Here is a 26,624-nt window from a genome sequence, read left to right as displayed (position 1 = left end):
ACTGTTTGGGAATGTCAGCTTGGAAAAGCGCCTTCTTAGGGGTAAAATAGAGGAGTAAGCATTCTATCCGTGTCTGGAGGTTGGCAGCAATGACATTACCCGCACTTTTCATTGCGCATGGTTCTCCCGCTCTGGCGGTGGAGAGCAATGACTACACTCACTTCTTGAACCAGCTTGGAGACAGGCTGCCGGCTCCGAAAGCCATTGTTGTATTTACGGCACATTGGGATTGTCCTGAACCGTCCGTGACGATGGATGATACACATCAGACCTTGCATGATTTTTACGGATTTCCTTCTACGATGTATACGATGGAATACCCTGCATCTGGGCAGCCAGATTTAGCGAACGAGATATGTGCTTTGTTCACCCGCAGCAATCTGGCACATCAGCCGATTCGTGGCCGAGGGCTGGATCATGGCGTATGGGTACCATTGCTCCATATGTATCCTGAGGCTAATTTCCCTGTGATCGCTGTATCTGTAGACTCGCTGCGTACGCCGCAGGAACAGTATGATATTGGCCGAATGCTGGAACAGCTGCGTCATGATGATGTGCTGATCATTGGCAGTGGTGGAACGGTTCACAATTTGCGATTGCTGGGCAATACGGATGAACCGCAAGAGTGGGCGGTGGAATTTGATAACTGGATCGGGGAGCGGTTGCAGCAGTGGAACACAAGAGAATTGTTTCAATATGAGAAAAAAGCCCCTCATGCACGCACGGCAGTTCCGTCGTATGGTACAGAACACCTTGCACCTTTGTTCTACGCCATGGGTACAGCGGATATGTCCCGATCAGCGAAGCGTCTATTCCAGTCTTACCCTTATGGAACACTCAGTTTGAACTGCTGGCAGTTTGGAGACGGCGTGTAACTTGGAACAAACAACAGCCTGATTATGGTGCTTGAAGCCAGTTTCGTACGGATAACATAACGTGTATTAATGCATACAATTACAATATATAAACAAAAGAAGGTTCCTGTACACCCTTGATGGGCTAAAGGAACCTTCTTTCAATACGAGGACTTATTCATGTAATAGGTCTTTATTTGCGGATTTCGAACAATTCACAGTCTGTACGCGAATGATAAGCGAGCTCACTGACACTGGATTGTACCACTACGGTGTTGCTGTCAAAACGGATAATGATGCCACCGGAGTCAATCTGGTGATTATCTTTGAAAACTCGAACCTTATACTTCATATTCATGGCTTCCTGGAAGTCCGCATCGGTCTCAAGACGTCGCTGGGTCGGCATATCGTGTACTCCTTTGATGTTCAACTTTATATTCATCATAATACGATTTTCTGTGACAGGGCAAGTCAGGCGGGGGCATCCGGGCTAATTTTGGAAAGCAAAAAGCCCTCCTCTCCAGGGGGATTGGGAGCAGGGCTGAGAATCTATGAATGATTGCTTAAGCTGTTTTTTGAGTTGGGCTAATCGTTGGTGTGTCTTTAGGCTGATTGCCTTTGTTGTTACGAGTGAACAATCCGCGAAGGTAAGGCAGTACCCAGTGATCCAGACCGATTTTACCTGCATTTGCACCAGCAACGACAATGAAGATTTCCATTACAACCAGTTGAGCATTCGTGCTTACTGTTCCCGAGAAGAGGAACGCGAAGTTCATGACCATAGCCATCAATGCTGCCAGTGTAGTGAAGCAACCAAGGATGAGACCCAAACCTACAAGGAATTCACCCAATGGGATAACGAAGTCGAACAGTCCTGCGTTTGGTACTGCGAATTTCTCAAGGAACGTTCCCCACCATGCTTGAACTGCTGGATGATCACCCGTTGTTTTTTCCAATGCCCCTGCAAGGAACCCGCCAGCTTCGAATCCGCCAGTCAATTTGCTCCATCCGTGAGTCATCCAATCATAACCGATATACACCCGAAGTACTGTCAAAATCCACATTGCTACTTTGTTTTCTCTAAGCCATTGGTTTGTGCTGAACATATGAACCACTCCTTCATGGAATTTAGTGTGTGTTGTTTTTCTTTTTCTAAGTGATCACCTTTGATGTCTTTATTGTATAGTCCAAGAGCCATCTTGTTTGTGATTAAAATCACAATCTAGTTTAAATTTTAAGTAAGGTTTGAGAAGTTCACATTTAGGACATATTTTTCTCGCAAATCGCTGTTTCAAATGTGGATTACACGCTGTATCAAGGCCTTCTGGGCGCAGACAAATCGGGTGGGGTGTGATTAAATGGAAAGAAATACGTGAAATGGTTGCCCACATGAGACATATATCACAACTTAGAACCAGGCCATATCGTTCAGGAGGTCCTATATTGAAGCTTTTTAAATGGAACAAAGCAGCATCGGCTGCATCCCTGTTTATTCTCTCATTGAGTCTTGTTGCCTGCCAAAACCAGGAGGCGACTCAAATGCCAATTCAACCAGAACCTGCTCCCGCACCTGTGCAAGAAGAACAGAACGTGGAGGAAACCAACACGTCTCTCTATACAGCACCTCTGACAGGTCTGCCTGTAGATGAAGCGATTACGCGTCGACCACTCGCCGTAATGATTAATAATGCACCAGCGGCTCGGCCCCAATCGGGTCTGAGTTCAGCCGATATCATTCTTGAAGTCCTCGCTGAGGGAGGCATTACCCGTTTCATAGCCATCTTCCAGAGTGAAGGTGGTGCTGAGACGGTTGGACCTGTTCGCAGTATACGCCCATATCTGATTGAGCTCGGTGAGAGTTATGATGGAGTACTTGTTCATGCCGGAGGCAGTCCGGAGGCGTATTCTATTTTGCAAAGGCAGCAGAAACAGCATATGGATGAAATCTCGAATGGTGGACCTTACTTCTGGCGTTCCTCGGATCGTAAAGCCCCACATAATCTGTATACTTCAGCGGACAAGCTGAGGGAAGGGGCAGATATCAAGGGTTATAGCCATGACTTCAAGTCTCCCGTATACATCTATAACGAAGAAGGCGCGACATCTGCAGGAGAGGCAGTGAAACAATTTGATATCCATTATTTATTGGATAGTTACCGGGTGACGTATGATTATGATGAAGTTAGCGGACGATATATGAGAATGGTGAATGGCAAGGCAGATCAGGATCTGGATAATGGTACTCAGCTTGGCGCAGCGAATATCATTGTGGCAGGTGCAGATCACAAGGTGCTCGATAGTGTAGGTCGGTTGTCCGTTAATTTGGAACAGGGCGGGGAAGCCATGTTGTTTCAGAAGGGCAAGATGATTCGTGGGCAGTGGGTGAAGAAGCAGGGGGATATTATACGATTTGTTCAGGGTGGTAATGAAGTTGCTCTTGTGCCGGGTAACACCTTTATCAGCATTGTTCCCAATCAACCGGAATTTTCCAGTCACGTGAAACTGGCTGTGCAGCAATAAAGGATGTAATGAAAGAAAACAATGAAACATGTATCCATTTTGTCGTCGAAAAGGCATTATATTTGTCCTTAGCGTGAAAAGTAGAATCGTGTCGATTCTGAATTTTGATGTCGAATTGTAAACGCAGTGTAAAATCTTGACTTGAATTTACCATTATTCCAAATAATTAAGATTCATTTCAGATTAATGTGATAAGAATATAAAAAATGATCACACCTTTTGTACAAACCATGAAACAAATATGATAAGATATCAAAGGTTGTCATTTCATGTTTCATCGGTTATCAGCAATTTTTCTCGTAAAGGGGATAGAGCTATGAAGCTTAAGAAGAAGAAGGATATATTTTTTGAGACACTGGAGAACATGGCAGATACGGTTGTTCAAGCGGCAGATTATTTCTCCCAGCATGTTTCCAACCTTCAGGATGTGACTCTTTTCGCTAATGAAATGAAGAAGTACGAGTCGAAATGTGATGATTACGTGCATACGATCATTACAGAACTCAACAAAACATTTATCACGCCGATCGAACGCGATGATATCATGGAGCTGACAACAACACTAGATGACGTATTGGACGGACTCGAAGCAACGGCTTCCCGTTTCTATATGTACCAACTGACGGATCCGGACGAATTTATCGTTCAGTTCTCTGAAATTTTGCGCCAATCGGCTTACGAAATTCAGAAGGCAATCCATCTGCTGTCACAGAAAAAATTGCTGGCCATCCGTGAATACACCATTCGTTTGAATGATCTGGAAAACCAGGGCGACGAAGTGCTGCGCATGTGTATCAAACATCTCTTCGCTACCGTGTCTGATCCGATTGAACTGATCAAACGTAAGGAAATTTACGAGCGTCTTGAGACAACAACGGATGCTTGTGAAGACGTGGCGAACGTGCTCGAATCCATCATTATGCGTAATTCTTAAGGAGCCAGAGAATAATGGAAACAACGATTTGGGTATTAGGTATAGTCGTCTTCCTTGCACTGGCGTTTGACTTCATCAATGGTTTTCACGACACGGCCAATGCCATTGCCACTTCGGTATCAACACGGGCACTAACGCCACGTCGCGCGATCCTTTTGGCAGCGGTGATGAACTTTGTCGGTGCGATGATGTTTACAGGCGTTGCGAAGACGATTGGGGGGAGTGTGACCGACCCCACCACGCTGGATAACGGGATAGAGGTCGTCATAGTCACCTTGATATCAGCGATTATCTGGAACCTGGTTACATGGTGGTTCGGTATTCCGTCCTCATCCTCACATGCACTTATTGGAGCCCTTGCAGGTGCCGTACTCGTTGGCGCAGGATCTGATAAAGTGAAATGGAGCGGATTCATTGATATCGTCGGAGGTTTGTTATTATCACCTCTGATCGCATTTGCCATCGGTTATGTGGTCATGACGATTCTCAAATATATTTTCGCCAAACGCAGTCCGCATAACGTGAACAAAGGTTTCCGTACGGTACAGATTTTCACGGCAGCACTGCAAGCATTCACGCATGGTACGAATGATGCACAGAAAGCGATGGGGATTATTACGTTTGCTTTGGTTGCAGCAGGTGTGCAGGATAATCTGGATGTTCCGCTGTGGGTTAAAATCTCAGCAGCAACTGCGATGGCTCTGGGTACATCCATTGGTGGTTGGAAAATCATCAAAACGATGGGTACCAAAATCTTTAAAATTGAACCGATCAACGGATTTGCCGCCGATCTGTCAGCTGCATCCGTTATTTTCACAGCAACGTTGCTTCACCTTCCAGTGAGTACAACGCACGCGATCACATCAGCTATTCTGGGTGTGGGCTCCGCGAAACGTTTCTCTGCGGTGAAATGGGGACTTGCTGGACGTATTATTATTACGTGGTTCATTACGATTCCGATTACTGCTGCACTGGCAGGATTGTTGTACTGGATTATTTTCTAAAAAGAGAAGTTATCCCGAACGAATTCGGAGTTACCAGACAATCTGTTCATAACTGTGTGAATATTGGGATATGTGGATAAATATACAACCAAAATCAAGAGACGCCTGTGCATGAACGTGTGGACAGGCTGGATATGTGGATAGCCATCCGTGGAATGATAAACCAAAAAGAAGATATTCCTGTGGATACAGGGAACTGTGGATAGGGAAATGAGAGAAGCCAACAGGGTTGGCTTTTTTTGTTGTCGAGTTTGAAGGTACCTGTGTACAATAACGTAAAGATACAGGACAAGGATGTGATCTGATTTATGATTCGTACACTCGCCATTACACGAGAACATCAAGTCTCCGTTAACGTACCACTTACACAGCTGGATCTGAACGATTACGCCTGGGTATGGGCGGATTTTAACCAGCCAACGGAAGAGGAAAGCCGTTTGCTGGATACATATTTTCATTTTCATCCATTAGCCATAGAGGACTGTCTGCATGTATTGCAACGGCCCAAGCTCGATTATTATGATAATCTGCAGTTTCTTGTACTGCATGCACTGAACCCGTCCACACTGGAAGCCGAGGAGGTTGACTTGTTTCTCGGATCAAACTTCTTGGTGTCTTTTCATCATGGCGTATTGGAGGAAGTGGATGAAGCGTGGGAACGCTTGTTGCACCATGCACATGAACGAACCATCTGGGCGCGAGGTCCGGTGGCAGCAGCCTATACGGTGATGGACAAGCTGGTCGATCATTATTTTCCGTCCTTATTTGCGATTGAGGATGAACTGGCTGAACTGGAGAACCGGGGTGGACAAGAATCGGTGGAAGACTTGATGAACCAGGTGTTTGATCTGCGGACTCGATTGCTGAAGCTTAGAAGAACCGTAGTACCGATGCGGGATCTGCTCTATCGGGTGGTGAACTCCCAGCATGTGCAGCGAACAGGTGAACATACGGCTTATTTTACCGATATCTATGACCATTTATTGAAACTGACGGACATGATTGAAGCCGATCGGGAGATGACCGCTGACCTGCGCGACAGTTATATTTCCCTGAACTCCAACCGGATGAATCAGATCATGAAGACACTCACGGTGATTACGACTGTATTTATGCCGCTCACACTGATCGCGGGTATTTATGGCATGAACTTTGCCTATATGCCTGAGCTGCAATGGAAGTTTGGTTATGGTGCGGTGCTGCTGTTAATGTTTGTGCTTGGCGGGAGCATGGTGGCCTGGTTTGTAAAACGGGGCTGGTTTAAGTGAGAATCGTACGCCTTACTGCTCCGTATGCAGTTCCATCTTTCGGTGATAAGCGCACGGTATTGCGAGCAGATCATCAGAAGAAGATTGCGTAGCTGAAGCAACGTTGTTTACATATGAAAAGGGCCACTGGACAAGGATCTCAGGCAGGAATGGAATAACCTGTCTGAAGATGATTGCCAGGTGGCCTTTCTGATTCTTCTATTAGAAGTACTAGAGGTATTGAAAGTATTCTATCCACATGTGAATAAGTTTTTGCTGAAACGAGCTGTGTATAACTTACGACGATTTCCTGTTACTCCACTTCAAGGATAAAAGAAGTTGTAGCTGCTTCTTTGCCATTCACAACAATGGTAAGCGTATGCAGACCGGCATAATATTTTCTCGTTGTGATGACTTTGAAAGATTGTTTGGTGGCTACCTTGGTTCTGCCTGTCGGGTACATTTTATCGGAGCATTTGAACCGTTTGGGGGCCTGTTTGCCGTTTGCCTTCATATAACCCATCTCATATTCAATTCGCAGCATCTGTGACTCGCCGCTCTCATTAACGACATCAAACGAAAAATGAAGATCCTCGCCAATGCTAATCGTATCCTGGACAAGCTGAAGCTGCTCAATGTGAATCGAATCCTGCTCGTTATAACCAAAAAGACTTAGTGCTTTGCTATGTCCTTTCTTCAGTAATGACCTGCTGGCATGCCGGACAATCCAGTCTGTGTGTACATGTTGTCCGTACCAGGTTGTGGCCAGATCCATAACCAGTTCAGGGTGGTCCTTGGAGATGTCATTCAGATGATTGGCGACACTCTTGCGAACATAGAGGGACTCGTCCTGTTTCAATGCATGGAGAATCGGAAGTACAGGCGTTGGATCAGTGATAAAGTTCTGGAGTTTCGCACCCCAAGGCAAACGTGGCCGGCTGCCCTCACTGGCAAGTCTGCGGATATGCTCGTTGTTGCTCTCTGCCCACGCCATCATATGTTTCATCGTTTGGATTGGATAATGTTCAATAAACGGGCGTACCGCGAACTCCGAGCTGGAATAAGGTGTGAAGAGGGTCAGATACTTCATGGATAACTCGTAATCTTCCGGGTCAAGTCCGTTTACTTCGATAAAATCCGGTACAAACAGATATTCAACGCCTCTCATCGTAGGAGCGGCTTGTTCGATAATATGTAATGCTTCCTCATAATTGTCCGGCAGTACCTGGGTCAAAGCCAGTGTGATTCTGCGAATGCGCGCTTTGAATTCCAACTGTTCCCAGCCTTCAGCGAAAACCAATTCATGAAATTGCTGTGTATCCAGCTTCGGGTAGAATTGACGCAACTGTTCGCCGGTCCGATCGATTAATGCGGGAGTGTATTTGTCTTTGATAAGTTCCATGGTCCGCCTCCTTTAGTTACTATCCAGTATACCTCAAATTACAGAAATAAGAACGTGAGTTCCTGAAATTTATTTGTATACGGATGAACGGTGTTAAGGCACCCACCTTCTGTATGGGGGTGCCTGAATTTTTTAACCTTTGCGACTTTTGGGACGGCGCTTGTTGGAATTGGATTTGCGGCGGACTGGAGTTGTATTGCGGCGACGTGTAGCATTCGTTGTTTTGTTCCGACGTTTGTTTTTACGTTTCCGGGGTGGCGTATATTCTTCATAGTCTGCATCAGCTGCGCTGTTATTCGATTTTCCTTTTCCAAAAGGCAGAATGCCCATAACAAGTTTCATCATCGGAGCCATCTGCTGGATCCCACCAACAACCTTCTGCATTTTGCCTATTCCACTCATGATTCCATCAATGCCGCCGAAGCGGTCGATCATTCCTTTTAACTCACCGATGTTGGCTAACGAAAAGCCGGAACTGCCAGTAGCAGGCGCCGTTACCGGAGCTGGGGGAACAACCTGAGCTGCACCTCCATAAAAGTTCCCGCCAGCCACACCTTGCCCATAGGGTACAACTGCAGAAGCTTCGACTTCACCGAAGCCCGGGTAATGGGGCTCTACTCCAGGGTACATCGGTTGAATCTGGGTTTCATTTAAAGACCGCGGAACCACACCGGGAGGGATATAGGCAGAAGTATGTGCCTGCCGATGAGCATGAGAAGACGGACGCTGCCTTGGTGCTGGCTGGCGGTGATAATAATGCTGTGGCATGAACGATCACGTTCCTTCTATTGGATTTCGGAATTGCGTTCCATGAGTTGTATGACAGATGTACATCATAGACCCTTGTGGAACTCCCTTTTGTTATACTGTATGTCATTCGCGGAGAGACGGCGTAGGCGGGTATCCCGGAAAACGGGATATTTGCGGATTTGGGCGCATGTATGATGGCAGGTTCACGAAGAGTAAAATGCAGTTTAGACACAAAATTGTAACATTTAGGAGGATTGAAATCCTACATAAGTAATCGGATATATACAGGTGAAAACTGGGAAATAGCGCGGTAATTTCGCCCGCTGTACGCGAGGGGAGGACAATGGTACCTTTTGTAAGCGGTAACATGTATTTTTATTCTGTAGTGCGTGAAATCGGTAACGCTTGAAATACCAACTCAGGGTGAGTACAATGTAGGTACACAGTAACCGCTAGGGGATGATGATGAAATGCAGCTGAAAAAGCTAAATGATAAAAGCATTGAACAACTATTCGAGGCTATTTTGACGCTAAAAGATATTGAAGAGTGTTATGTTTTCTTTGATGACCTCTGCACAGTTAACGAGATCCAATCCATGTCCCAGCGGCTGGAAGTGGCTCGTATGTTGGGTAAAGGCAATACGTATAACCAGATTGAAGCAGAAACAGGTGCGAGTACAGCTACAATTTCACGTGTGAAACGCTGCCTGAATTACGGCAATGATGGTTATAAAATGACGCTGGAACGCCTGGGACGCTAACATGAAGAAGCCGGGTGTACTCATCATCAGTCACGGTTCACAGGAGCAGACCTGGGTGGAATCCGTCGATGACGCGATCTCCCGGTTGAATCTGCCTGTTCCATTACCGGTTGAAGCCGGTTTTCTTGAACTTGTGGAAGGACGCCTGATCCAGGACGGTATCGACCGACTGGAAGCACAAGGCGTAACCGATATTCTGGTCGTACCTCTATTTGTTTCGTCCGGGAGTACACATGTGGATGAAATTGAATATGCCATTGGTGCAAAGGAAACACCTGATCGCGAAACGGATCTGGAACCGTTCGATGTAAAGGCTCGGGTTCACTTCGGTTATCCAATGAATAGCGATCCGGATATTGCCGTGATGGTGTGGGACAAAGTCCGATTACTGTCGCAGCAACCGGAGGAAGAAACGATTCTGCTGGTAGGCCATGGTAGTATTCATGATGGTTTTCGCGAGCGTTGGGAAGCCGGAATTTCTTCCCTTGCAGAGCGTGTGCAGGAAGTTAGTGGTGTAGCCCATACGGATTATGCATTGCTGAATCCGGAGAGTGTGTACGACAAAGTGAAGTACTGGAGCGAAGAGCGGGGGAACCGAGTCATTGTGGCGCCGCTGTTTTTGAGTGCCGGTTATTTCACGAGGAACGTTATTCCGGGTCGGCTGCAGGAACTGAGCTATGTGTACAGTGGTGAGACGCTGTTGCCACATCCATTGCTTGGGCAGTGGCTGGAGCGTCAGATCCAGATTTTGCTGGAGAGATGTATTGAGGTTAAAGCTTCTTCTTGAAGTGATCGCTTTGGCATAGGTGTGTAATCACTTCGCTCGCAGTAATGTCGCATCAATTGATTTGAACTCCATAGCTTCATAAACAATCAAACCACGTCGAAGGACGTGGTTTTTGTTTGTTGTAGATCACTTGAGCGAGGATTAGTTTATCCATTAATGGGTGCGTGCAATTGCAGATGTAGCTCCAGTAAACTTATTAATTGGTCAACGATCTCCTCAGCCGGATAAGGCATGGAATTCATAATCCACCACTCCAGAAGACCGACTGCAGCGGAAGCAAGAAACTGTATGGTGATCTCTTTTTTCATACCTTCCTGGATACCGCAGGCATCCATCTGTTCCTCCACCCCCTGGACCAACAATGTCATCAACTTACTACGGAATGCCGGAATACCTTTTTTGGTTAGAAGTGTGGTATAGGTAGAGGCATGCTGTTCCAGATAACGGAAGGTTCGGAGCAACGCATCCTTCGTCGTAACGGGTGTTGTAGTAGAGCTTTCGATCATACAGGTATCCAACAATTGCTGCAAATAGGTCTCAATGCATTGATCCAACAGATCGAACTTGTCAGCGTAATGCAAATAGATGGTTCCTCGGTTTACATTAGCCCGATCAGCAATATCGTTTATCGTAATTTGTTCAAAATTCTGTTCCTCCAGTAACCCCACAAAAGCTTCAATTATCGCCTTTCGTGTCTTGAGTACTCGTCTGTCCATGGCCCCTCCTATGATGGTTTTCAACAATAAGGAATCATTCGTTGATTATTCAACAAAAACGGATATTTTAACGATTGAAGCACAGTAGGTGCTTTGTTACTCTTATTTTATCAACACATGTTGATAAAACAACGATTATTTATAAACTATGAAATTGAGGGATAACCAATGAAGATATTAGTGTATGGGGCGGGGGTTTTGGGCAGTCAACTGGCACACGTTCTGGTGCACGGCGGCAATGAAGTCACCATTCTGGCTAGAGGGAAGCGGGCAGAGGAGCTGGAGAAGGATGGAATCGTCATCCGGCATGTTTTTCAATTCAAAACGACAGTTGATCCGGTTCGGGTAGCCAGAACGTTGGAAGTGGATGACCAATATGATCTGATTTTTGTTGTCATGAAATATAACGATTTTCCTTCAGTGTTACCTATCCTGGCAGAGAATCAGAGCAGTAATATTGTGATTGTGGGTAACAACGCAGATGCACGAAGCATGCAAAACTTTTTGGAGGAAAACAGCAGGGTAGCAAAACGGGTCGCGTTTGGATTCCATGTGAGTGGAGGGAAGAGGGAAAAGGACCGAATGTTATCGATCGGTGGAGGTAGCGGACAAATGGTAATCGGCAGTCTGGATGGAGAGATAGGCTTTAAACCTTTGCTGGATCAAGCTTTCCAACATGTGAAATACAAGTTGAATGTTCTGAGTGATATTGATGCCTGGCTGAAAAGCCATATTGTGCCCATTCTGATGCTTAATGCGGTGAGCTTTAATGAGGAGCGTGAGTTGATCAAGTTGGACGGGAACAGAAAGCAAATCCAACATATGATTGGGGCGATGGATGAGGGCTTTAGCGTACTTGAGGCTATGGGCATAACGATTATACCGGAGATTCAGGCTAAAATGATCCGCAAGCATCAACGGATGTTGTACCTTCTGTTGAAGATCTATAGCATGCTTCCGGTTCATAAGCTGGTCGCGGGTTCTTTTGGAGAGATTGAGGCGTTAAATAATGCATTTGACGATTGGAAAAAGACAACAGGAATCTCGACTCCCCATTGGGACGTGCTGAAAAGAGATTTTACTATCCTTAAATGAAGTGTTGCTCATTAACCCAATACGGACTACAATAAAACCAACTAATAAAATGGGGATAAGAAGATATACAGATGCGGGAAGTGCCCATGCGTTATGTGAAAGCAAATCAGGTCGGTATTGTATTGTTTGTTTTACTCTCGTTTGTGTTCAATCCAATTGTAGTTCTGGGAGCGCTGTGGAGCATTCAGGTGGTTGGTCTGGCTTCCAGTGGCAAACTTAATCTGTTTGTGCAAATTGGGAAAGCTGTGTTGACTGGTAAAGGTACAGAGACGCAGGCGGTGGAGCTGCAGCGATTCAACAATATTCTGGCCGTGCTCTTCCTGTCTCTGGCACTCATCTCGTTCTCGCTCAGCTGGGTAGCTGCAGGTTATGTATTCTCCGTCATGCTTCTCGCGGCTGCAAGCGCGGCACTGCTGGGTTATTGTGTAGGCTGCACCATCTATTTCTGGTATAAACAGCTGCGTGCAGGCAGAAAAATCGGATTTTGAGGTTGGCTGAAGAAGTGATACAGGTATCCGGAATACTACGATAGCTTCATAACGAAATCCCCCTCAAGTGAGCTGTTCACTTGAAGGGGATTTTCTTTTTTATCTTATCTGAACCAGGCTTTGTTTAAATTGTTGGTGAAATAGTTATCGTTGAAAGGCACGTTGGCGCTACCGAAGTCCGTCGTGTTGAGTGCATTTCGTGCCGCAGAAGTCAGATCGTCCCATCCGATCAAAGGCTGAGTTCCACCCACAGCGTTGGTGACCCCAAGCTCATGGTTCAGCGGCCAGGTACTATTATAGGAAATCAACGGATGGTTACCTTGTGTATTGTTATTGCTCGGTGTAACTTTGGTAAACTGGCCGTGACCGGAATATGCGATAGAGAGGATTTTGGAATTGGCAGCTGCCGGATTATCAACCCACACGACGATTCCTTCCCAATCATGACGATGGCCGAGTCCAGAGGAAGGGGAATCTTTGGGGAAATACCACGAATACATGATAGCCCACACCCCATTGTGCCATGCGGAGCGGGAGTAGATCTGCCCTGTATTTGAGCTACAGTTCCCGTTCGATGACCCGGACGTATTCAAGCCAGCGCTGGTATTGCCCTGTTGATCCACTGCGGGAAAAGGGACACAACCATGATAGACTTTTAGAAAAGGCTGAAAACGCTTGGCTGCTTGTTGTGTCACGGTGACTGGTGAGACTTCCTGAAATCCGACAACCTGATCATGATTAATTTCTGCCGCTTCAACAGTGGTAACCCAAGGAATACAGGCCATAAGCGAAACCATGAGCATTAATACGATTTTTTTCATTTACACTTCTCCTTCAAGGGTATGATGTGGTGCTAAGTAGAGGGTGCACTAAAACTATATTGGAAAAAGATTTATATTATTTATCTTTTTATCTTAAGATTTGTAAATTTGTAGCATATCTATGTCATAATCATATAAAGATCATCGAAATCGAAGACTAATTCCTGTCCAAGCGGGCAGAATGGTTGATTAATGAGACTATTTTACATAAAAGGTAGTGGGGAAGATTCAGGAGTGGTGCGTGAGGTTTATTGGGTAATAGGCAGATGAGTGGGTACGGATATGTTAAAATATACTTATACATTACAGACTAGGACATCTTTACATTTGATGATATGATAGGAGTTAAAGGCTTTGGAATGAGACGGAATTCCTGATGCATAGATATAGGTAAGACGAAAGATTAGAGCAGAATGAACGCAAGTTCATTATTGTGTAAAAAATATGCCCTTTTGTGGACTGATGCAACGTAAGAATATGAGGTCGTTTAGACTCATGGATAATGTGGAATAGGTGGCGTATGAGATGAAAAAAGCTCGTTTAATATATAATCCGACCTCAGGCCGGGAAGAAATGAAGAAACGTCTGGCTGATATTTTGCAGCGTTTGGATCAAGGTGGTATTGAAGCTTCATGTCACGCAACAACGGGTGAAGGTGACGCAACCCGGGAAGCTGAACTGGCGATTGAGCGCGGATATGACATGATTATTGCTGCTGGTGGCGATGGCACGTTGTACGAAGTGATTAACGGTATGGCTGAGCGGGAGAACCGTCCTCCGCTGGGTGTGTTTCCTTTGGGAACAACGAATGATTTTGCACGTGCACTCGGCATTCCGAGACAGTGGGAAGATTACGTGGATCTGGTCATTAACCAGCAGCTTCGCCCGCTCGATCTGGGCAAAGCGAATGATAAATATTTTATCAACATCGCTGGTGGTGGCTCATTAACTGAACTGACCTATGAAGTACCGAGTCGTCTGAAAACGATGATTGGGCAACTGGCCTATTATATGAAGGGTATTGAGAAAATGGCGAGCCTGTCTCCACAGGAGCTGATTATTCGCGCCGACGGTCAGGAAGAGATCCATGATGAATTCATGTTATTCCTCATCGCCAATACCAATTCGGTCGGGGGCTTCGAGAAGTTGGCTCCGGGTGCAACCATTGATGATGGTCTGTTCGATGTGATCGGTGTCCGCAAGTGTAATCTGGCCGACATGATCCGCCTCGTAACGCTTGCGCTGCGTGGGGAGCATCTTAACGACAAGAAAGTGGTCCATTTCCAGACGAGTCATATGGAAGTTACGTCCCCGGGATATGTGCAACTTAACCTCGATGGAGAGTTGGGCGGCACGCTGCCAGCTACATTTACGAATTTGCGTCATCATCTGATGTTGTATCGTTAAATACTAAAAAGAAAGAAGTGAATGTACGTTGTCTAATACGAACCGCAGCGGTCGTGGAAAAAACCGCCGGAATTCGGCTGCCTCTCAGGGGCAAGGGAACGCTTCAGCGTCCCGTCAGCCAAGTCAATCATCTCGTCCATCTACACGTCAGCAGGGAAAAGAGGTGCGGCCACAAGGCGCATCTCTTTCTGCCGTTCGTCCAAAAGGGAGAGCGCGGGAATCTGCACCAATCGAAGGACTGCCCGTTAGTAAAAATGAAGAGACGGTCATCGACATCATTGGCATGAATCATGACGGTGAGGGTGTAGGTCGTGCGAATGGATACACGCTCTTTGTGCAGGGTGCGCTTCCAGGTGAAACCGTGCGTGTGCGCGTGATGAAAACCAAGAAGCAGTATGGCTACGCCAAATTGCTGGAGATCGTGAAAGCAAGCCCGGATCGTGTGTCCGCGCCATGCCCGATCTACGATCAGTGCGGCGGCTGCCAGATCCAGCATATGAGCTATGCCGGACAGCTTGCGTGGAAACGCCAGTTGGTAGTCGATAATTTGCAGCGGATTGGCAAGCTGAACGTGATAGTGGAGGATGCAGAGACGTTGGCATCCAACGCGCTGGATGATAAAGAGGGCGCCGAACAGCGCGTGCAGAATGACGCTTCAGTTGATGAGGCGAATGAAGCACAAATGATTGGAAGTAATCGTATTCGTTTCCTTCTCGAAGGTGTCATGAACGAAGAGGATACAGAGCAGGGCATTCGTGTGCTGCCTACGATGGGTATGGACGAGCCATGGCGCTATCGGAATAAGGCACAGGTGCCGATTGGTGTGACCGAGGGTGGTCTGGTAGGTGGTTTTTACGCTAAAGGAAGCCATCGGATCATCGATATGGAGACTTGTCTCATTCAGCACGAACATAATGATGAAGTGGTTGCGAAGGTGAAGGAGATCGGCAGTCATTTTGGAATTAGTGCCTATAACGAAGAGACAGGACGCGGCTTGTTGCGTCACGTGGTCGTGAAGAAGGCGTTCCGTACAGGTGAGATGATGCTTGTTCTGGTTACGAATGGTCGAGACATTCCGTACAAAGACGAATGGATTGGCAGTATCCGTGAAGCGATTCCGCATGTAGCGAGTATCTGCCAGAATGTGAACAAAAAACAGACCAACGTCATCTTTGGCGATGAGACCCGCGTACTGTGGGGCCGTGATGTAATTTATGATTATATCGGTGATGTGCAGTTTGCGATCTCGGCTCGTTCGTTTTATCAGGTGAATCCGGTGCAGACGGAAGTACTGTATGGGAAAACGGTAGAGTACGCAGGACTGAGCGGCAAAGAGACGGTAATTGATGCCTATTGCGGCATCGGAACGATCTCTCTTTTCCTCGCGCAACATGCGGATCAGGTGTATGGGGTAGAGATCGTGCCTGAAGCGATCGAGGATGCGCGGAGCAATGCGCTCTTGAACGAGATGCGTAATGTGAAGTTCGAAGTTGGCGCATCCGAGGACGTTATTCCACGCTGGAAAGAACAAGGTATCGAAGCAGACGTGATCGTTGTCGATCCGCCGCGTAAGGGCTGCGATCCACGCTTGCTGGAAACAATCCTGGAGATGAAGCCGGAGCGCGTGGTGTATGTGAGTTGTAATCCGAGTACGCTGGCACGCGATTTAAGAGTACTGGAAGATGGCGGTTATCGGACGGTTGAGGTAACGCCGGTGGACATGTTCCCACATACGGTCCATGTGGAGAGTGTAGCGATGTTGGTTAGGGTGTAGTGTTTTGAAGCTACATTTACCTGTTTTAATAAATAGCTGCTTTGCCCGAAGCTTCTAAAGCTCGGGCTATAGTTGTTATAACCATTACTAGAGTTGATGTTGGTCTGAATAATATCAAGTTTTCCAGTTTATCCGTTTTTAATAGCTGTGTGTTGTTCAGTGTTTTCTAATGCCAAGGTAAGACGTGGCAAAGGTATACCTAACTTTTTGGCTTCTCTCACAACTTCAAGTACTGCAAAACTGGACTTACTATTATTGTATTCAATGAAAAGTCGTGGTAAGTTGCCCTTTGCAAAAATAACCTTGTTAAACAGCGTGCCGATAAGTGCCGGTGGGATCTTGGTCAACAGTAGAGTAATCCCGTCCATCTTTGCGCCTCTTGCTTTAAGAACAGGCTTCATTTCCCGCATACTCTTGCCTACATTTGCGAATGAGTCACTATGATTCAAGAGTGCTGGGAAGCTTCCCCGTTTTAACACCTCGGTCTCCATCGCCGCATTCATGGCATAGTGATTCCATAACCAGCTTTGCATATCCTTGATCCAATTGATTTTAAAATGTGCGCTTTCAAATAGTTCTTTGACCTTGTTGTTTATCTGTTCCGTGCCTACCCGTGGTTTTTCCAAAAATATCATTTTTAAAAAGCCGCCCCTAAGCTTATTGTCCTCAATGCCGCCTCCTGCTCCTGGGAACCCAAAGACAACATTGTTCATAGACAAGGGCAAGATCGATGATTTTAAATCTTGCCAAATATTATTGAATATTAGGATCGGGGTGTTACCAGCGGTAGTCGATAGTAATTGTGCTGCTTCGGGAAGTTGCTCCGTGTTGACACTCGCAATAATGAGATCGTAATTTGGGCTTATCTCCTCATGCAGCTTGACTTTCCAGCTTTCCTGGATTAACTGTTTCCCTCTTCGTGCATCCCACATTTCAAGCGCTATATGACTTCCGAAGCTTTCTTTTCTCCCTTTTCTAACGTAAAACTCAACGGTATGCCCTGCCTTCTCTAAAGCCCACGCGTATTGGGTCGATATTACACCTCTACCGAAAAATAAAATTCTCATCTTAGCCTCCTAATAATCCATATTCATCCCTTGTTGATGATCCAACAACGTGTTGTATAATGTTATTGTATTGATTCACTATACGGTCATCAACCATCAGATTATTAATATCTGTCGGATAATTGATCGAACAGCAAACGGAGGCAAATAATGAAAAAGCAACCTGAAATTACGGATAAAACAAGGCAGACATTCATAAATGTATTCTGCGATTTATATAGCCAAAAACCAATCGGAAAAATATCCATTCAAGAGATTGCTAACCAATCAGGATATAATCGGAGTACATTTTATCAATACTTTACAGATATCTATGAGTTGTTGGACTGCGTTGAAGAGCGTGTTTTGAAATCCATTAACGAGGAGATGGCAGGTAGAGAGTTTTCTACACATACGTTCCAGGATGCACTTCAATGCTTGGAAAATGCAGAGGACATTTCAGTTCTGAAAGCCCTCTTGGGCGACTATGGTTCTGTTCATTTTGTGGAACGCTTGAAAAGAGAAATTCCCTTTGAGCGATTGATTGTGGATTTTCCAACAGATGATGTCTTGGCACCATATATCATCGAGTTTTACATATCAACATTAATATCTATGTTTCGTCTTTGGATACACAGAGACAAAGATCTATCGTCAGAAGAATTGGTCAAGCTGATCGATAGTCTATTTGCAAAGGGGATAACACCGTATCATATTTTTGGCGCGGTCAATCCGCAGCGTTCTGGAGTGTAGCGATGTTGGTTAGAAGCTAAACATAGACATAAGGGGTTCGAGAATTGATACATGATTCTCGAACCCCTTTTTTGTCTTTGTTTCAATATCATCCATTAATTATAGTAGTCTAATATACGTGCACACCCGTGCCAAGCACGGATTTGTTTTGTACGGAATTTCCGGATAGATATACCTTTTGCAGATTAGGCAGCTGACTTAGGGCCTCGATATTGGAAATAGCATTGTTCTCGATATGAAGCTCTTCTATGGCCTGCCAGTTGCTCATGAATTCTAAAGAATCCAAATTGCTATCCTGCATGGTGAAGGAACGCAGAGCGGACATTTTGGCAAAGTAAGGCATCATTTGATCAATTTCAGTAACAGAGGTATTGTTCATGCTGAAATATGGCTGGTCTAAGATCAAATGTTCAAGTACGCTGTTCTCCGCGGCCTTTTGTTCAAAATTGAGTCTGCACTCGGAGCACATCAGAGATTTGATCTGCTTCAAACGAAATAAGGCGTCGCTTTCCTTGAACAGTGACGAGTCGTAAATGTTTAAGGTCTCTAGGCGGGACAAGCCGTCCAGGGCGACAAGATGGGTTATTTCACTGATCTCCCAGAGGGAAAGCTCCTTCAGCTTCGGAAATTTCCCCAACGCCGTCAAATTTAACTCTCCGCTTCCGCCACGGAGCGTCAGACTGGTTGTAGCCGGGGCCTTTAGCCCGGGGAGAAAGGAGCTTGGAATTTCCACTCGCTCTACTTTAGGCAGTGTCAGCGCTTCTGCATTCTCGTAGTAGCCGGACAACGTTAATTCCCGCAAAGAGGACAGGCTATTGATAGTCTTTACCGAACCAAGTTGACTTAGAGAAGCCAGGCGTAGTGTAGTAATGGAGTTTTTGCCGGTCAAGCGCTCCAGGCTCGAGATGTTTACATTTTCAATATCTAGCGTTTGTAGAGCAGGCATATTTTGCACAAAGTCGATGGACTTTACATTCGTTAAATAGGACAACTGAAGCTCCTGAAGCTGGGTCAAGGCATACAGCGGCTGCAGGTCTGTGGTTTCACTGTACTGTATAGACAAGGATGATAACCCGGTCATGGACGACAACCATCCGAGTTCATCGACAAAGGTGAGCGACAGGGACTTGATTGGCAATTGGTTTAACAAGTGAAAATCTGTTACGGACTCATCCACATAGGTAATGGATAAAGAGTTCAGATTGGGGAATTCCAGCAACATAGCCAATTCCTGATTGCTGCGAAGCTGAGTGGTAAGCTCCGTAATTTTAGACTTGTCGCCAAAGTAGCCCGAAAATGTACTAAAGGATTCGTTAAAAGCGCCACCATAACTTTTTAATCCGGGCATATGGGCCAAAGTGGTTTGGTCCGTCTGGGATATTTCATAGGTATTCGTCAGGTCCAATGCCGTCAGTCCCTTAAAAGCTTCAAAATCACGCTGATCAATCCGCTGGCTATTCAGTTTCTTGTCCTGAGTAATATAAGTGATCTTCTCGGCCTGTTCATCGCTGAAGGGATCGGAGAGGCTATATGTAAACTTCCACTGATCATTCTCCGAATGCTCTACGGTTAAATAGCGAATACGAGCCAATTCCTCCTCTGTTGGCAAGGCAGACCCTTTATCAAAGATATCTCGCAAAAAGGAGAGCAAAACCTCGCTTTCAGGCATCTTTCGTACAGGCAGATTGGCTTCTGTTTTTGGATAGGTGGAGCTGTTGCTATAATAAAAATATGTACCGATCGCGCCAGTTAGGACTAACATCAGTATCAGCATTACCTTTACGGAGGCAGTCTGCTTCAGCGGTGCTTTAGGGGGCGTTCCATGGTAATGATTAATAGTCTGGTCTACGTAATAGACATGATTTTGCTTCAATAAAAGCTCTGTTTCACAATAGGGACACTTTAAAACCTCATCCTTCTTGTATTCAATTCTTCCGTTGCAATTGGGGCAGTTTAGCGGGATAAACGCCACGAATGTCCCCTCCTTCATTATGATGGTCATAAGATTATGCTGAACGGTCATCTGATTTCATTATACCTTGTGAATTTACGTTTGATGAGAGAAAGAAGTTTCACATAACGAAGGAGCAGGGAAATCCTGCTCCTTTTTGATCTTTTTTTAATATGGTCAGGTGGTAGGTCTTATTAAATAAATCATCAAGCAATAGATGTAATCGGATGTTTAACGTGCAGAGGGTAGAGATGTTCACCATGGGTTCTTACAAATAAACCTTCATTGGTGATCGAACTTTTTAGATCAAGACCGTGATCATCTGGAGTGAAATGAAAGGTTATTTTCTCCGTATCTTCATCTGCAATCTTATCCAAGATATCTTTCATATTCATTTCTTTTAAGCTAATAACGTCGAAGAGCTCAATATGATTGTCTTCTTTCTGATAAATAACAATGACGTTTTCGTTTTCCAAGTAATAAATATCATCACTAAAGACATTCAGGCAATAAAACATGAGTATTCCTTGAGCATGATGGGTTGCGAAATGGCGAGAAACAGGTAATCTTTCCGATGCAAATTTTTGAATAAGACGTAGATCCTCCGCGTTAGTAAAATCAAGTTTCTGAACGTTCGCAGGCTCAGGTGATTTTTTTGCCGTATAATCCATTGAAAAAAGATGTTCTTCCACAGGCTTGAACCCAAACTTGGGGTAAAAATCAAGCACCGATTCATTGGCAAAAAGGTACATGTAATCGTACTTGTTCTTGTATTCCTCTAAAACTTTGTTCATTAAACGTGTAGAGAGTCCTTTCCCCCGATAATCAGGATGTGTCATCACCGTGCCGATTTGAATCGCTTTTTTCTTCTCGCCGTGAATGATGAGCTCAAGGATGTTAACAGAAACGTTGGCAATAACCTGGTCTCCATCGACATATGAATAAGGGATGTAACGCTCGCCCCAGTATCCTTGTCGATACCAATCTTCAAAATTGATCTCAAACGTGTTGACAGCAAGCTCGAAAAAACTCTTGCGCAGTACTTCATTGTTTTTATAATTCTTCATAAATATTAATTCTTGCATGGTATTACCCCCTTAATCCTCAAAAATGACTGTTTGTATAGTGATACGATTCTGGATTTAACTATGTAAAATATGATTGCAGGTGACAAAAATCCTCTTTTAACAACACGTTTAAACAAATCTGGCGGTGTTGGTTAAGCAAGATTTGTAATAAGAGAAAATGGAGTTAGATATGGAAAGAGACGCGAGCGAATTCGCGTCTTCTTTTTTGCATGCTTTATCGGATATGCTTAAATGCAATTGCGTCAGTGAACTGTTTTTCACTATTGAAAATCTTGGTCCATTAATCTACGTTAAAATGCACGATTGCACTATATAACATCTTGTTGCGAAAAGGGTCAAACGTTACTTGATGTTGAACTTGCTTCACGCGCAGCATTAATGCTTTGTTCATTCCGATTCGTTCTTCGATCGCTCGTTCCAGTTCACGGAAGTCATAAGCCTGCAAGCATTCGACTTTATCTTTAATCATATCCAGTGAAATTTCCATATATAATTCAGGCCTCCTTAAAATCTCGATTTGCAGGTTAAAAGCCTGTCGAGCTTCATTTTAGAGGAGCTTTTCCAGTTCGGCAAGTGCAATCGGGCTGAAAATCTAATAAAGACGTGATAAAATCGGGAAAAGGCAATTTTGAGATCATCGAACGTTCAATAATCTGAAGATCAAATGGAAGTAATAACAGATACTGCTGTTTGAACGAAGTTACAGTTGCATGGTATAAGTGAAGAAGCTAGGACACCATAATGTGAATTGCAACAAAAAAACGAATGATCATGTAAATGATAGCAAGCAGATGCATGAGTTACGAGTTTTACTATTTTAACTATTAATGAGGACAAAGACTGTCCTGGAATGTATAGAGGAGCTTTTGAGATGACAAAGGAAAACTTTTGGCGTGAATTGCCACGACCATTTTTTATACTGGCACCGATGGAAGATGTGACGGATGTTGTGTTTCGGCATGTCGTAAGTGAAGCGGGCAGACCGGATGTGTTTTTTACGGAGTTTGCGAACACAGAGAGTTATTGTCACCCGGAGGGGCACCATAGTGTGCGTGGACGGTTGACGTTTACAGCGGATGAACAGCCGATTGTGGCTCATATCTGGGGAGATAAACCGGAATTCTTTCGTGAGATGAGCATTGGTATGGCGAAAGAAGGCTTTAAAGGCATCGATATTAATATGGGCTGTCCTGTAGCGAATGTTGCGGAGAATGGAAAAGGAAGCGGCTTGATCTGCCGGCCAGCCCTTGCGGCGGAGATTATTCAGGCGGCGAAAGCCGGGGGGCTGCCGGTCAGTGTAAAAACGCGTCTTGGATTTACTGAGGTCGACGAATGGCGCGACTGGTTGACCCATATTTTGCAACAGGACATTGTGAATCTGTCCATTCACTTGCGTACGAGAGAAGAAATGAGCAAAGTAGACGCTCACTGGGAACTGATTCCGGAGATTAAGAAACTTCGTGATGAGATAGCTCCTAATACACTGCTGACGATTAATGGGGATATTCCTGACCGTGAAACAGGCCTGAGACTCGCTGAGCAATATGGTGTGGATGGTATTATGATTGGACGCGGTATCTTCCAGAATCCATTTGCTTTTGAGAAGGAGCCGAAGGAACACAGCAGTGAGGAATTGCTTGATCTGCTACGGCTACATCTGGATCTCCATGATCAATATTCCGAGCTTGAACCGCGTTCGTTCAGCCCGCTGGCCCGTTTTTTCAAAATCTATGTTCGTGGCTTCCGCGGTGCTAGTGAGCTGAGAAACAGCTTGATGAACGCCAAAACGACTTCTAAAGTACGTGAATTGCTCGATGAGTTTGAAAGTAATGAACAGGCGGAGTAGAGTAAGACGAAGAAAACGAATCGTTGTAATCATGGATATGGAGTATGATTCAGTTAGATTTAACAGCAAAAAAGAAGCGGTAACTCTTCCGCTTCTTTTTTTGCTTTGTTGTTTAACGCGTATACGCAGGCTTCTCCATAGCCACCGGCTGAGGATTGGCAAGCACCCATAACACAGCCAACTCGGATAATCTGGCAGGCGCATCAAAATCGTATCCATTGCGAAGCCTGCTGACCAAGTCTGCTGCCTCTTGGAGCAGTGCCGGGGCGAGTGGCGTACCAGAGCCCAGGTGACGAATCAGTGCATCCAGCATCTTGCGATACTCCGCATCCCAGTTTCCTCCGCCATTATCCAATACTTCATGGGACACACGCCCTGTGATGCGGATGACCTCTCCCTGCACCGTTTGAGCGTGGCCCTGAGCCGGAATGAGATATTCCCACAGCTCTTGGTGCTGTTTGGTCCAGGTGGTTGCCTTTACCTGAATGGGGGTAGTCCCATCGTGCATGATCCGATTCGCTACCGGCTCAACATCAAATAACTGGTACAGTTTGATCAGCGCGTCTGAAACTTCATCGACCTTGTCCTTATTGAACTTCTCACGGACGAATTCAAAATCCTTACCGATCCGCTTCACCGATTCTTTCATATCGGGGGTGACTGCTGCACCAGCATCCAGCAGAATCGCTGAAATCTTCGACATACTGACTATATCGCTATTCCTGCAATTGGCTAACCCCTTAGCTAATGGCGTATTTCCCTGTTTATTTTCTACGTTAATCGTAGCGCCTTGGTTTACCAACTCTTGAACCACTTTGGTTCTATACCCACTGACTGCTGCATGTAACGGTGTTTCATTTTGGTAATCCACAGCGTCCAGATCTGCACCTAATTCAAGGAACAGGGGTACATTTCCTGACCAGTGTGAGGCATGGGCATGTAAAGGCGTGCGTTGATATTTGTCGCGTGCATTAATATCTGCCCCTTGCGCTACCAGCCAGCGGACCACTTCATCCGATATTTGACGAAAGCTGAGGGCCGTACCTTTGCTGTAGCCCCCGCGGGCATCCCATTCGCATTGCTCGAAAACCTCTTTTACGGTAGCGATATCATTATCTTTAACGAGTTTTTCCATATGAGCAGGTAAGGTTGCCTTCTTCGTAGCCATTACACTCTTCCTCTCCTTTGTGAATAACAACGTATGTTCCAATGGTAGGCTATGACGATTTAATAGTAAGTAGATAATTTTCTGCAATTTTATCACATAGGGTTTTTTAAAACCAATAACTGGGTTTCTTCCATCATCAATTTGTTTGGCTGTGATATAATTTGAGGTGAATGTTGATATTGGAGATTGGATGAAAAAAATATTTAAAATGATCGCCGCAATTCATGCGGTAGGCTTTTGATAATAGGAGGATATATGTCCTGGAGCAAATTGAAGCAACAACTGGAGAGTTTTCTTAGTCCCGCGTTAGTTGGAAGGGTGGAGTACCGTGCTACCAGCTATCGCTATTCACCTGATAAATCAGGCAATTGTTATATTACTGTAGATAAAAAGAATGTACTCAACATGAGTGATACAACAACCCCAATACGATGGTATCAGACAGAGCAGGAGATCAAGAGCGACCCGGAGATCATGATTCCCGTGAGCGATGAAGAGATTGAAGCTATTCGAAAAGATTCCAAAGGACCCATTCCCGAGGAACGTCTTCAAGTCATGGCAAGAAGCAGAAAAATCTCCGTACATGCCAAAGAGCTTTTGCTGGCTCAGACCGCACTTAGTAAATCCAATTTTACCGTTGCAGCTACGACGTATTTATCAACTTCTATAGAGGATAATCTGGAGAGCAAGGATATCTTGTTTAATATTCTGGCTTTAATGGACAGACGAGTTGGCAAAAAACGAATTCTGAACATGTCGGAGCAGGTCAAATTAAAGCATCCAGCGGTACAATATTTTTATGAACTGCGTCGTCGTACGGTGTGAAATTGAATAACATTTGATATAGCTTTTAACTATAACCAGTTATGGTTTTTAAGTATCCCTTCTAACTGCTCTCAGCGTGATATGATCATTGTATACAACGAGGGGGTTTTTTACATGACTGATAAGTTCCAGATCGTAGGAAGTTTATTGCGGCCGGATGAGCTGCTGAAATATAAAACACAAATTGAACATAATGATGATATCCAATATCCGTTCTATGAAAACTACGAAGGATATGAGAAGTGTGAGACAGAGGCAATCAAACAAGTTGTCGCAAAGGAAATCGAACATAACTTGTCCGTGGTTACCGATGGCGAATTTTCCAAATCGATGTGGCATCTGGACTTTGTATGGGGATTTGGCGGAGTGAAGCGTTACATCGCGGATCACGGCTATTTTTTCAGAGATGTGGATGGAACTTCGAAATATGAAACACGCAAAGATATTGGACTGCGCATCACTGATAAATTGAGTGGAAAGAACCATCATTTCATTCAACTGTTCCAACAACTGCAAGACACAGCTGGCGAGCAACAAACGAAACTTTGTGTACCATCGCCTTCCCATATCTTCGGTGAGCTTTCCTGGTCAGATAACATTGGCGGTACGGATGCTGTATATCAAAACATACAGGAGCTCAAAGAGGGTCTTGTGATCGCGTATAAGGAATTTGTGGAGGAATTCGCTGCAGTGGGCGGTAAAATTCTGCAATTCGATGATTGCTTGTGGGAGCTGTTTGCAGACGACAACCCGAACTCTCCGTTTACAGGGGAAAATATTAATCAAGATGAAGTAAAGGGTCTCGCTACCGAATTCATTGATATTAATAATACCGTGATTGACTTTGGTCATAGCCTTGGCTTGAAAATGTGGACACATAACTGCCGCGGCAATTATGATTCCCGCAACATGGGTGGTGGATCGTATGCCAAAATTGCAAATCTTTTTCTGAAGCAATTGAAGTATGATCGTTTCTTCCTGGAGTGGGATGATGATCGTGCGGGTTCAATTGAAGCTCTGGAAGTGTTCAAGGACAGACCTGAAACGGAAATTGTACTGGGTCTGTTGTCATCCAAAACGAGTACACTCGATGATGAAGCGCGCGTTGTCCGTTTGCTGGACGAAGCTTCCAAAATCATCGATAAGGATCGGCTGCTGCTGTCTCACCAATGCGGCTTTGCATCCTGTGATGGCGGAAACGAATTAAGCGAAGCTCAGCAATGGGCGAAGATTGATCAAGGGCAGAAGATTGCAAAGCAATATTGGGGCAGCACCGTCTAGGATTTAAGCTGAATATATTGTGACCTTATAAACACATTGCTCGATCAATAGTGTTCTGTGCGATAATAGAACGGCGACTTTCCCTCTGGAATCTATCCAGGGAGAA

26 protein-coding genes are annotated in these 26,624 nt (G+C 45.0%); 15 read left to right on the top strand and 11 right to left on the bottom strand.

Annotated elements, in window-relative coordinates:
- Positions 1-89: 89 nt before the first annotated feature.
- Positions 90-875 carry a DODA-type extradiol aromatic ring-opening family dioxygenase gene (locus AC6CIF_RS24825; protein WP_498201933.1) on the top strand — a complete coding sequence of 262 codons (786 nt, stop codon included), beginning with the start codon at positions 90-92 and terminating at the stop codon, positions 873-875.
- Positions 876-1,047: 172 nt separating this feature from the next.
- Here the strand turns inward: AC6CIF_RS24825 and AC6CIF_RS24820 are convergent, their stop codons facing one another.
- Positions 1,048-1,260, bottom strand: a complete 213-nt coding sequence (locus AC6CIF_RS24820; RefSeq protein ID WP_017690673.1) for a hypothetical protein — start codon at positions 1,258-1,260, stop codon at positions 1,048-1,050.
- A gap of 157 nt (positions 1,261-1,417) precedes the next feature.
- Complete coding sequence (locus tag AC6CIF_RS24815) at positions 1,418-1,960, bottom strand: DoxX family protein (protein WP_498201932.1); 543 nt, start codon at positions 1,958-1,960, stop codon at positions 1,418-1,420.
- A 337-nt stretch (positions 1,961-2,297) separates the two neighbouring features.
- Between AC6CIF_RS24815 and AC6CIF_RS24810 the strand changes: the two genes are divergently transcribed.
- The 4 genes from AC6CIF_RS24810 (at position 2,298) to corA (ending at position 6,580) form a co-directional block, all read left to right on the top strand.
- A complete protein-coding gene (locus AC6CIF_RS24810) occupies positions 2,298-3,374 on the top strand; it encodes a DUF3048 domain-containing protein (protein WP_498201931.1) in 1,077 nt (358 codons plus the stop codon).
- 316 nt (positions 3,375-3,690) lie between these two features.
- Positions 3,691-4,308: a DUF47 domain-containing protein gene (locus AC6CIF_RS24805; protein WP_076215091.1), complete on the top strand. Its 618-nt coding sequence runs from the start codon at positions 3,691-3,693 to the stop codon at positions 4,306-4,308.
- A 14-nt stretch (positions 4,309-4,322) separates the two neighbouring features.
- On the top strand, positions 4,323-5,312 hold the full coding sequence (locus AC6CIF_RS24800) for an inorganic phosphate transporter (protein WP_076215088.1): 990 nt from the start codon (positions 4,323-4,325) through the stop codon (positions 5,310-5,312).
- Positions 5,313-5,620: 308 nt separating this feature from the next.
- A complete protein-coding gene (gene corA / locus AC6CIF_RS24795; RefSeq protein WP_036668386.1) occupies positions 5,621-6,580 on the top strand; it encodes a magnesium/cobalt transporter CorA in 960 nt (319 codons plus the stop codon).
- Positions 6,581-6,872: 292 nt separating this feature from the next.
- On the opposite strand, the gene AC6CIF_RS24790 is transcribed toward corA, so the two are convergent.
- Complete coding sequence (locus tag AC6CIF_RS24790; RefSeq protein ID WP_498201929.1) at positions 6,873-7,961, bottom strand: DNA alkylation repair protein; 1,089 nt, start codon at positions 7,959-7,961, stop codon at positions 6,873-6,875.
- 132 nt (positions 7,962-8,093) lie between these two features.
- Positions 8,094-8,729: a tyrosine protein kinase gene (locus AC6CIF_RS24785; protein WP_498201928.1), complete on the bottom strand. Its 636-nt coding sequence runs from the start codon at positions 8,727-8,729 to the stop codon at positions 8,094-8,096.
- A 452-nt stretch (positions 8,730-9,181) separates the two neighbouring features.
- On the opposite strand from AC6CIF_RS24785, the gene AC6CIF_RS24780 reads away from it, so the two are divergent.
- Both AC6CIF_RS24780 and AC6CIF_RS24775 read left to right on the top strand, forming a co-directional pair.
- Positions 9,182-9,472 carry a YerC/YecD family TrpR-related protein gene (locus AC6CIF_RS24780; protein ID WP_017690665.1) on the top strand — a complete coding sequence of 97 codons (291 nt, stop codon included), beginning with the start codon at positions 9,182-9,184 and terminating at the stop codon, positions 9,470-9,472.
- 1 nt (position 9,473) lies between these two features.
- Entirely contained in the window at positions 9,474-10,259 is a 786-nt protein-coding gene (locus tag AC6CIF_RS24775; RefSeq protein WP_498201927.1) for a sirohydrochlorin chelatase, read from the top strand.
- Positions 10,260-10,405: 146 nt separating this feature from the next.
- Here AC6CIF_RS24775 and AC6CIF_RS24770 read toward each other — a convergent pair whose 3' ends face one another.
- A complete protein-coding gene (locus AC6CIF_RS24770; protein ID WP_498201926.1) occupies positions 10,406-10,975 on the bottom strand; it encodes a TetR/AcrR family transcriptional regulator in 570 nt (189 codons plus the stop codon).
- Positions 10,976-11,143: 168 nt separating this feature from the next.
- Here AC6CIF_RS24770 and AC6CIF_RS24765 point away from each other — a divergent pair, with 168 nt between their 5' ends.
- Both AC6CIF_RS24765 and AC6CIF_RS24760 read left to right on the top strand, forming a co-directional pair.
- Positions 11,144-12,070, top strand: coding sequence for a ketopantoate reductase family protein (locus AC6CIF_RS24765; RefSeq protein ID WP_498201925.1), 927 nt, complete (start codon positions 11,144-11,146; stop codon positions 12,068-12,070).
- 71 nt (positions 12,071-12,141) lie between these two features.
- On the top strand, positions 12,142-12,558 hold the full coding sequence (locus AC6CIF_RS24760; RefSeq protein ID WP_498201924.1) for a DUF4395 domain-containing protein: 417 nt from the start codon (positions 12,142-12,144) through the stop codon (positions 12,556-12,558).
- A gap of 104 nt (positions 12,559-12,662) precedes the next feature.
- Here AC6CIF_RS24760 and AC6CIF_RS24755 read toward each other — a convergent pair whose 3' ends face one another.
- On the bottom strand, positions 12,663-13,379 hold the full coding sequence (locus AC6CIF_RS24755) for an NPP1 family protein (protein ID WP_498201923.1): 717 nt from the start codon (positions 13,377-13,379) through the stop codon (positions 12,663-12,665).
- Between the two features lie 525 nt (positions 13,380-13,904).
- Between AC6CIF_RS24755 and AC6CIF_RS24750 the strand changes: the two genes are divergently transcribed.
- On the top strand, positions 13,905-14,786 hold the full coding sequence (locus tag AC6CIF_RS24750; protein ID WP_017690659.1) for a diacylglycerol kinase: 882 nt from the start codon (positions 13,905-13,907) through the stop codon (positions 14,784-14,786).
- A 28-nt stretch (positions 14,787-14,814) separates the two neighbouring features.
- Entirely contained in the window at positions 14,815-16,560 is a 1,746-nt protein-coding gene (rlmD, locus tag AC6CIF_RS24745) for a 23S rRNA (uracil(1939)-C(5))-methyltransferase RlmD (RefSeq protein ID WP_498201922.1), read from the top strand.
- A gap of 128 nt (positions 16,561-16,688) precedes the next feature.
- Here the strand turns inward: rlmD and AC6CIF_RS24740 are convergent, their stop codons facing one another.
- A complete protein-coding gene (locus tag AC6CIF_RS24740) occupies positions 16,689-17,627 on the bottom strand; it encodes a ketopantoate reductase family protein (protein WP_498201921.1) in 939 nt (312 codons plus the stop codon).
- Positions 17,628-17,777: 150 nt separating this feature from the next.
- Between AC6CIF_RS24740 and AC6CIF_RS24735 the strand changes: the two genes are divergently transcribed.
- Positions 17,778-18,359, top strand: a complete 582-nt coding sequence (locus AC6CIF_RS24735; RefSeq protein WP_498201920.1) for a TetR/AcrR family transcriptional regulator — start codon at positions 17,778-17,780, stop codon at positions 18,357-18,359.
- Between the two features lie 109 nt (positions 18,360-18,468).
- Here the strand turns inward: AC6CIF_RS24735 and AC6CIF_RS24730 are convergent, their stop codons facing one another.
- From AC6CIF_RS24730 to AC6CIF_RS24720, 3 genes are all read right to left on the bottom strand, one after another.
- Positions 18,469-20,232, bottom strand: coding sequence for a leucine-rich repeat domain-containing protein (locus tag AC6CIF_RS24730; protein ID WP_498201919.1), 1,764 nt, complete (start codon positions 20,230-20,232; stop codon positions 18,469-18,471).
- A gap of 284 nt (positions 20,233-20,516) precedes the next feature.
- A complete protein-coding gene (locus AC6CIF_RS24725) occupies positions 20,517-21,395 on the bottom strand; it encodes a GNAT family N-acetyltransferase (protein WP_498201918.1) in 879 nt (292 codons plus the stop codon).
- 283 nt (positions 21,396-21,678) lie between these two features.
- Positions 21,679-21,885 (bottom strand): DUF2536 family protein, encoded by a 207-nt coding sequence (locus AC6CIF_RS24720; protein ID WP_076215046.1) that lies wholly within the window; start codon positions 21,883-21,885, stop codon positions 21,679-21,681.
- A 384-nt stretch (positions 21,886-22,269) separates the two neighbouring features.
- On the opposite strand from AC6CIF_RS24720, the gene AC6CIF_RS24715 reads away from it, so the two are divergent.
- Positions 22,270-23,244, top strand: a complete 975-nt coding sequence (locus AC6CIF_RS24715) for a tRNA dihydrouridine synthase (RefSeq protein ID WP_498201917.1) — start codon at positions 22,270-22,272, stop codon at positions 23,242-23,244.
- A 112-nt stretch (positions 23,245-23,356) separates the two neighbouring features.
- Here the strand turns inward: AC6CIF_RS24715 and AC6CIF_RS24710 are convergent, their stop codons facing one another.
- Positions 23,357-24,412 (bottom strand): ankyrin repeat domain-containing protein, encoded by a 1,056-nt coding sequence (locus tag AC6CIF_RS24710; protein WP_498201916.1) that lies wholly within the window; start codon positions 24,410-24,412, stop codon positions 23,357-23,359.
- Positions 24,413-24,667: 255 nt separating this feature from the next.
- On the opposite strand from AC6CIF_RS24710, the gene AC6CIF_RS24705 reads away from it, so the two are divergent.
- Both AC6CIF_RS24705 and AC6CIF_RS24700 read left to right on the top strand, forming a co-directional pair.
- Positions 24,668-25,237, top strand: coding sequence for an SF0329 family protein (locus AC6CIF_RS24705; RefSeq protein WP_105602096.1), 570 nt, complete (start codon positions 24,668-24,670; stop codon positions 25,235-25,237).
- Positions 25,238-25,351: 114 nt separating this feature from the next.
- Positions 25,352-26,518: a cobalamin-independent methionine synthase II family protein gene (locus AC6CIF_RS24700; protein WP_076253801.1), complete on the top strand. Its 1,167-nt coding sequence runs from the start codon at positions 25,352-25,354 to the stop codon at positions 26,516-26,518.
- The last annotated feature ends 106 nt before the right edge of the window (positions 26,519-26,624 follow it).

Source organism: Paenibacillus sp. GQ49, from assembly GCF_059759055.1.
Note: the sequence above shows the minus strand (reverse complement) of the source record. Positions and strands in the feature narration are given on the sequence as shown.

What these genes read in the sequence shown, in the direction of transcription:
- AC6CIF_RS24815 (WP_498201932.1), bottom strand. Translation starts at nt 1,960, where the DNA reads ATGTTCAGCACAAACCAATGGCTTAGAGAAAACAAAGTAGCAATGTGG.
- AC6CIF_RS24775 (WP_498201927.1), top strand. Translation starts at nt 9,474, where the DNA reads ATGAAGAAGCCGGGTGTACTCATCATCAGTCACGGTTCACAGGAGCAG.
- AC6CIF_RS24720 (WP_076215046.1), bottom strand. Translation starts at nt 21,885, where the DNA reads ATGGAAATTTCACTGGATATGATTAAAGATAAAGTCGAATGCTTGCAG.
- AC6CIF_RS24740 (WP_498201921.1), bottom strand. Translation starts at nt 17,627, where the DNA reads ATGAGAATTTTATTTTTCGGTAGAGGTGTAATATCGACCCAATACGCG.
- AC6CIF_RS24785 (WP_498201928.1), bottom strand. Translation starts at nt 8,729, where the DNA reads ATGCCACAGCATTATTATCACCGCCAGCCAGCACCAAGGCAGCGTCCG.
- AC6CIF_RS24805 (WP_076215091.1), top strand. Translation starts at nt 3,691, where the DNA reads ATGAAGCTTAAGAAGAAGAAGGATATATTTTTTGAGACACTGGAGAAC.
- AC6CIF_RS24780 (WP_017690665.1), top strand. Translation starts at nt 9,182, where the DNA reads ATGCAGCTGAAAAAGCTAAATGATAAAAGCATTGAACAACTATTCGAG.
- AC6CIF_RS24790 (WP_498201929.1), bottom strand. Translation starts at nt 7,961, where the DNA reads ATGGAACTTATCAAAGACAAATACACTCCCGCATTAATCGATCGGACC.
- AC6CIF_RS24710 (WP_498201916.1), bottom strand. Translation starts at nt 24,412, where the DNA reads ATGGCTACGAAGAAGGCAACCTTACCTGCTCATATGGAAAAACTCGTT.
- AC6CIF_RS24800 (WP_076215088.1), top strand. Translation starts at nt 4,323, where the DNA reads ATGGAAACAACGATTTGGGTATTAGGTATAGTCGTCTTCCTTGCACTG.
- AC6CIF_RS24725 (WP_498201918.1), bottom strand. Translation starts at nt 21,395, where the DNA reads ATGCAAGAATTAATATTTATGAAGAATTATAAAAACAATGAAGTACTG.
- AC6CIF_RS24700 (WP_076253801.1), top strand. Translation starts at nt 25,352, where the DNA reads ATGACTGATAAGTTCCAGATCGTAGGAAGTTTATTGCGGCCGGATGAG.
- AC6CIF_RS24705 (WP_105602096.1), top strand. Translation starts at nt 24,668, where the DNA reads ATGTCCTGGAGCAAATTGAAGCAACAACTGGAGAGTTTTCTTAGTCCC.
- AC6CIF_RS24770 (WP_498201926.1), bottom strand. Translation starts at nt 10,975, where the DNA reads ATGGACAGACGAGTACTCAAGACACGAAAGGCGATAATTGAAGCTTTT.
- AC6CIF_RS24820 (WP_017690673.1), bottom strand. Translation starts at nt 1,260, where the DNA reads ATGCCGACCCAGCGACGTCTTGAGACCGATGCGGACTTCCAGGAAGCC.
- AC6CIF_RS24760 (WP_498201924.1), top strand. Translation starts at nt 12,142, where the DNA reads ATGCGGGAAGTGCCCATGCGTTATGTGAAAGCAAATCAGGTCGGTATT.
- AC6CIF_RS24755 (WP_498201923.1), bottom strand. Translation starts at nt 13,379, where the DNA reads ATGAAAAAAATCGTATTAATGCTCATGGTTTCGCTTATGGCCTGTATT.
- AC6CIF_RS24825 (WP_498201933.1), top strand. Translation starts at nt 90, where the DNA reads ATGACATTACCCGCACTTTTCATTGCGCATGGTTCTCCCGCTCTGGCG.
- AC6CIF_RS24765 (WP_498201925.1), top strand. Translation starts at nt 11,144, where the DNA reads ATGAAGATATTAGTGTATGGGGCGGGGGTTTTGGGCAGTCAACTGGCA.
- AC6CIF_RS24750 (WP_017690659.1), top strand. Translation starts at nt 13,905, where the DNA reads ATGAAAAAAGCTCGTTTAATATATAATCCGACCTCAGGCCGGGAAGAA.
- AC6CIF_RS24735 (WP_498201920.1), top strand. Translation starts at nt 17,778, where the DNA reads ATGAAAAAGCAACCTGAAATTACGGATAAAACAAGGCAGACATTCATA.
- AC6CIF_RS24715 (WP_498201917.1), top strand. Translation starts at nt 22,270, where the DNA reads ATGACAAAGGAAAACTTTTGGCGTGAATTGCCACGACCATTTTTTATA.
- corA (WP_036668386.1), top strand. Translation starts at nt 5,621, where the DNA reads ATGATTCGTACACTCGCCATTACACGAGAACATCAAGTCTCCGTTAAC.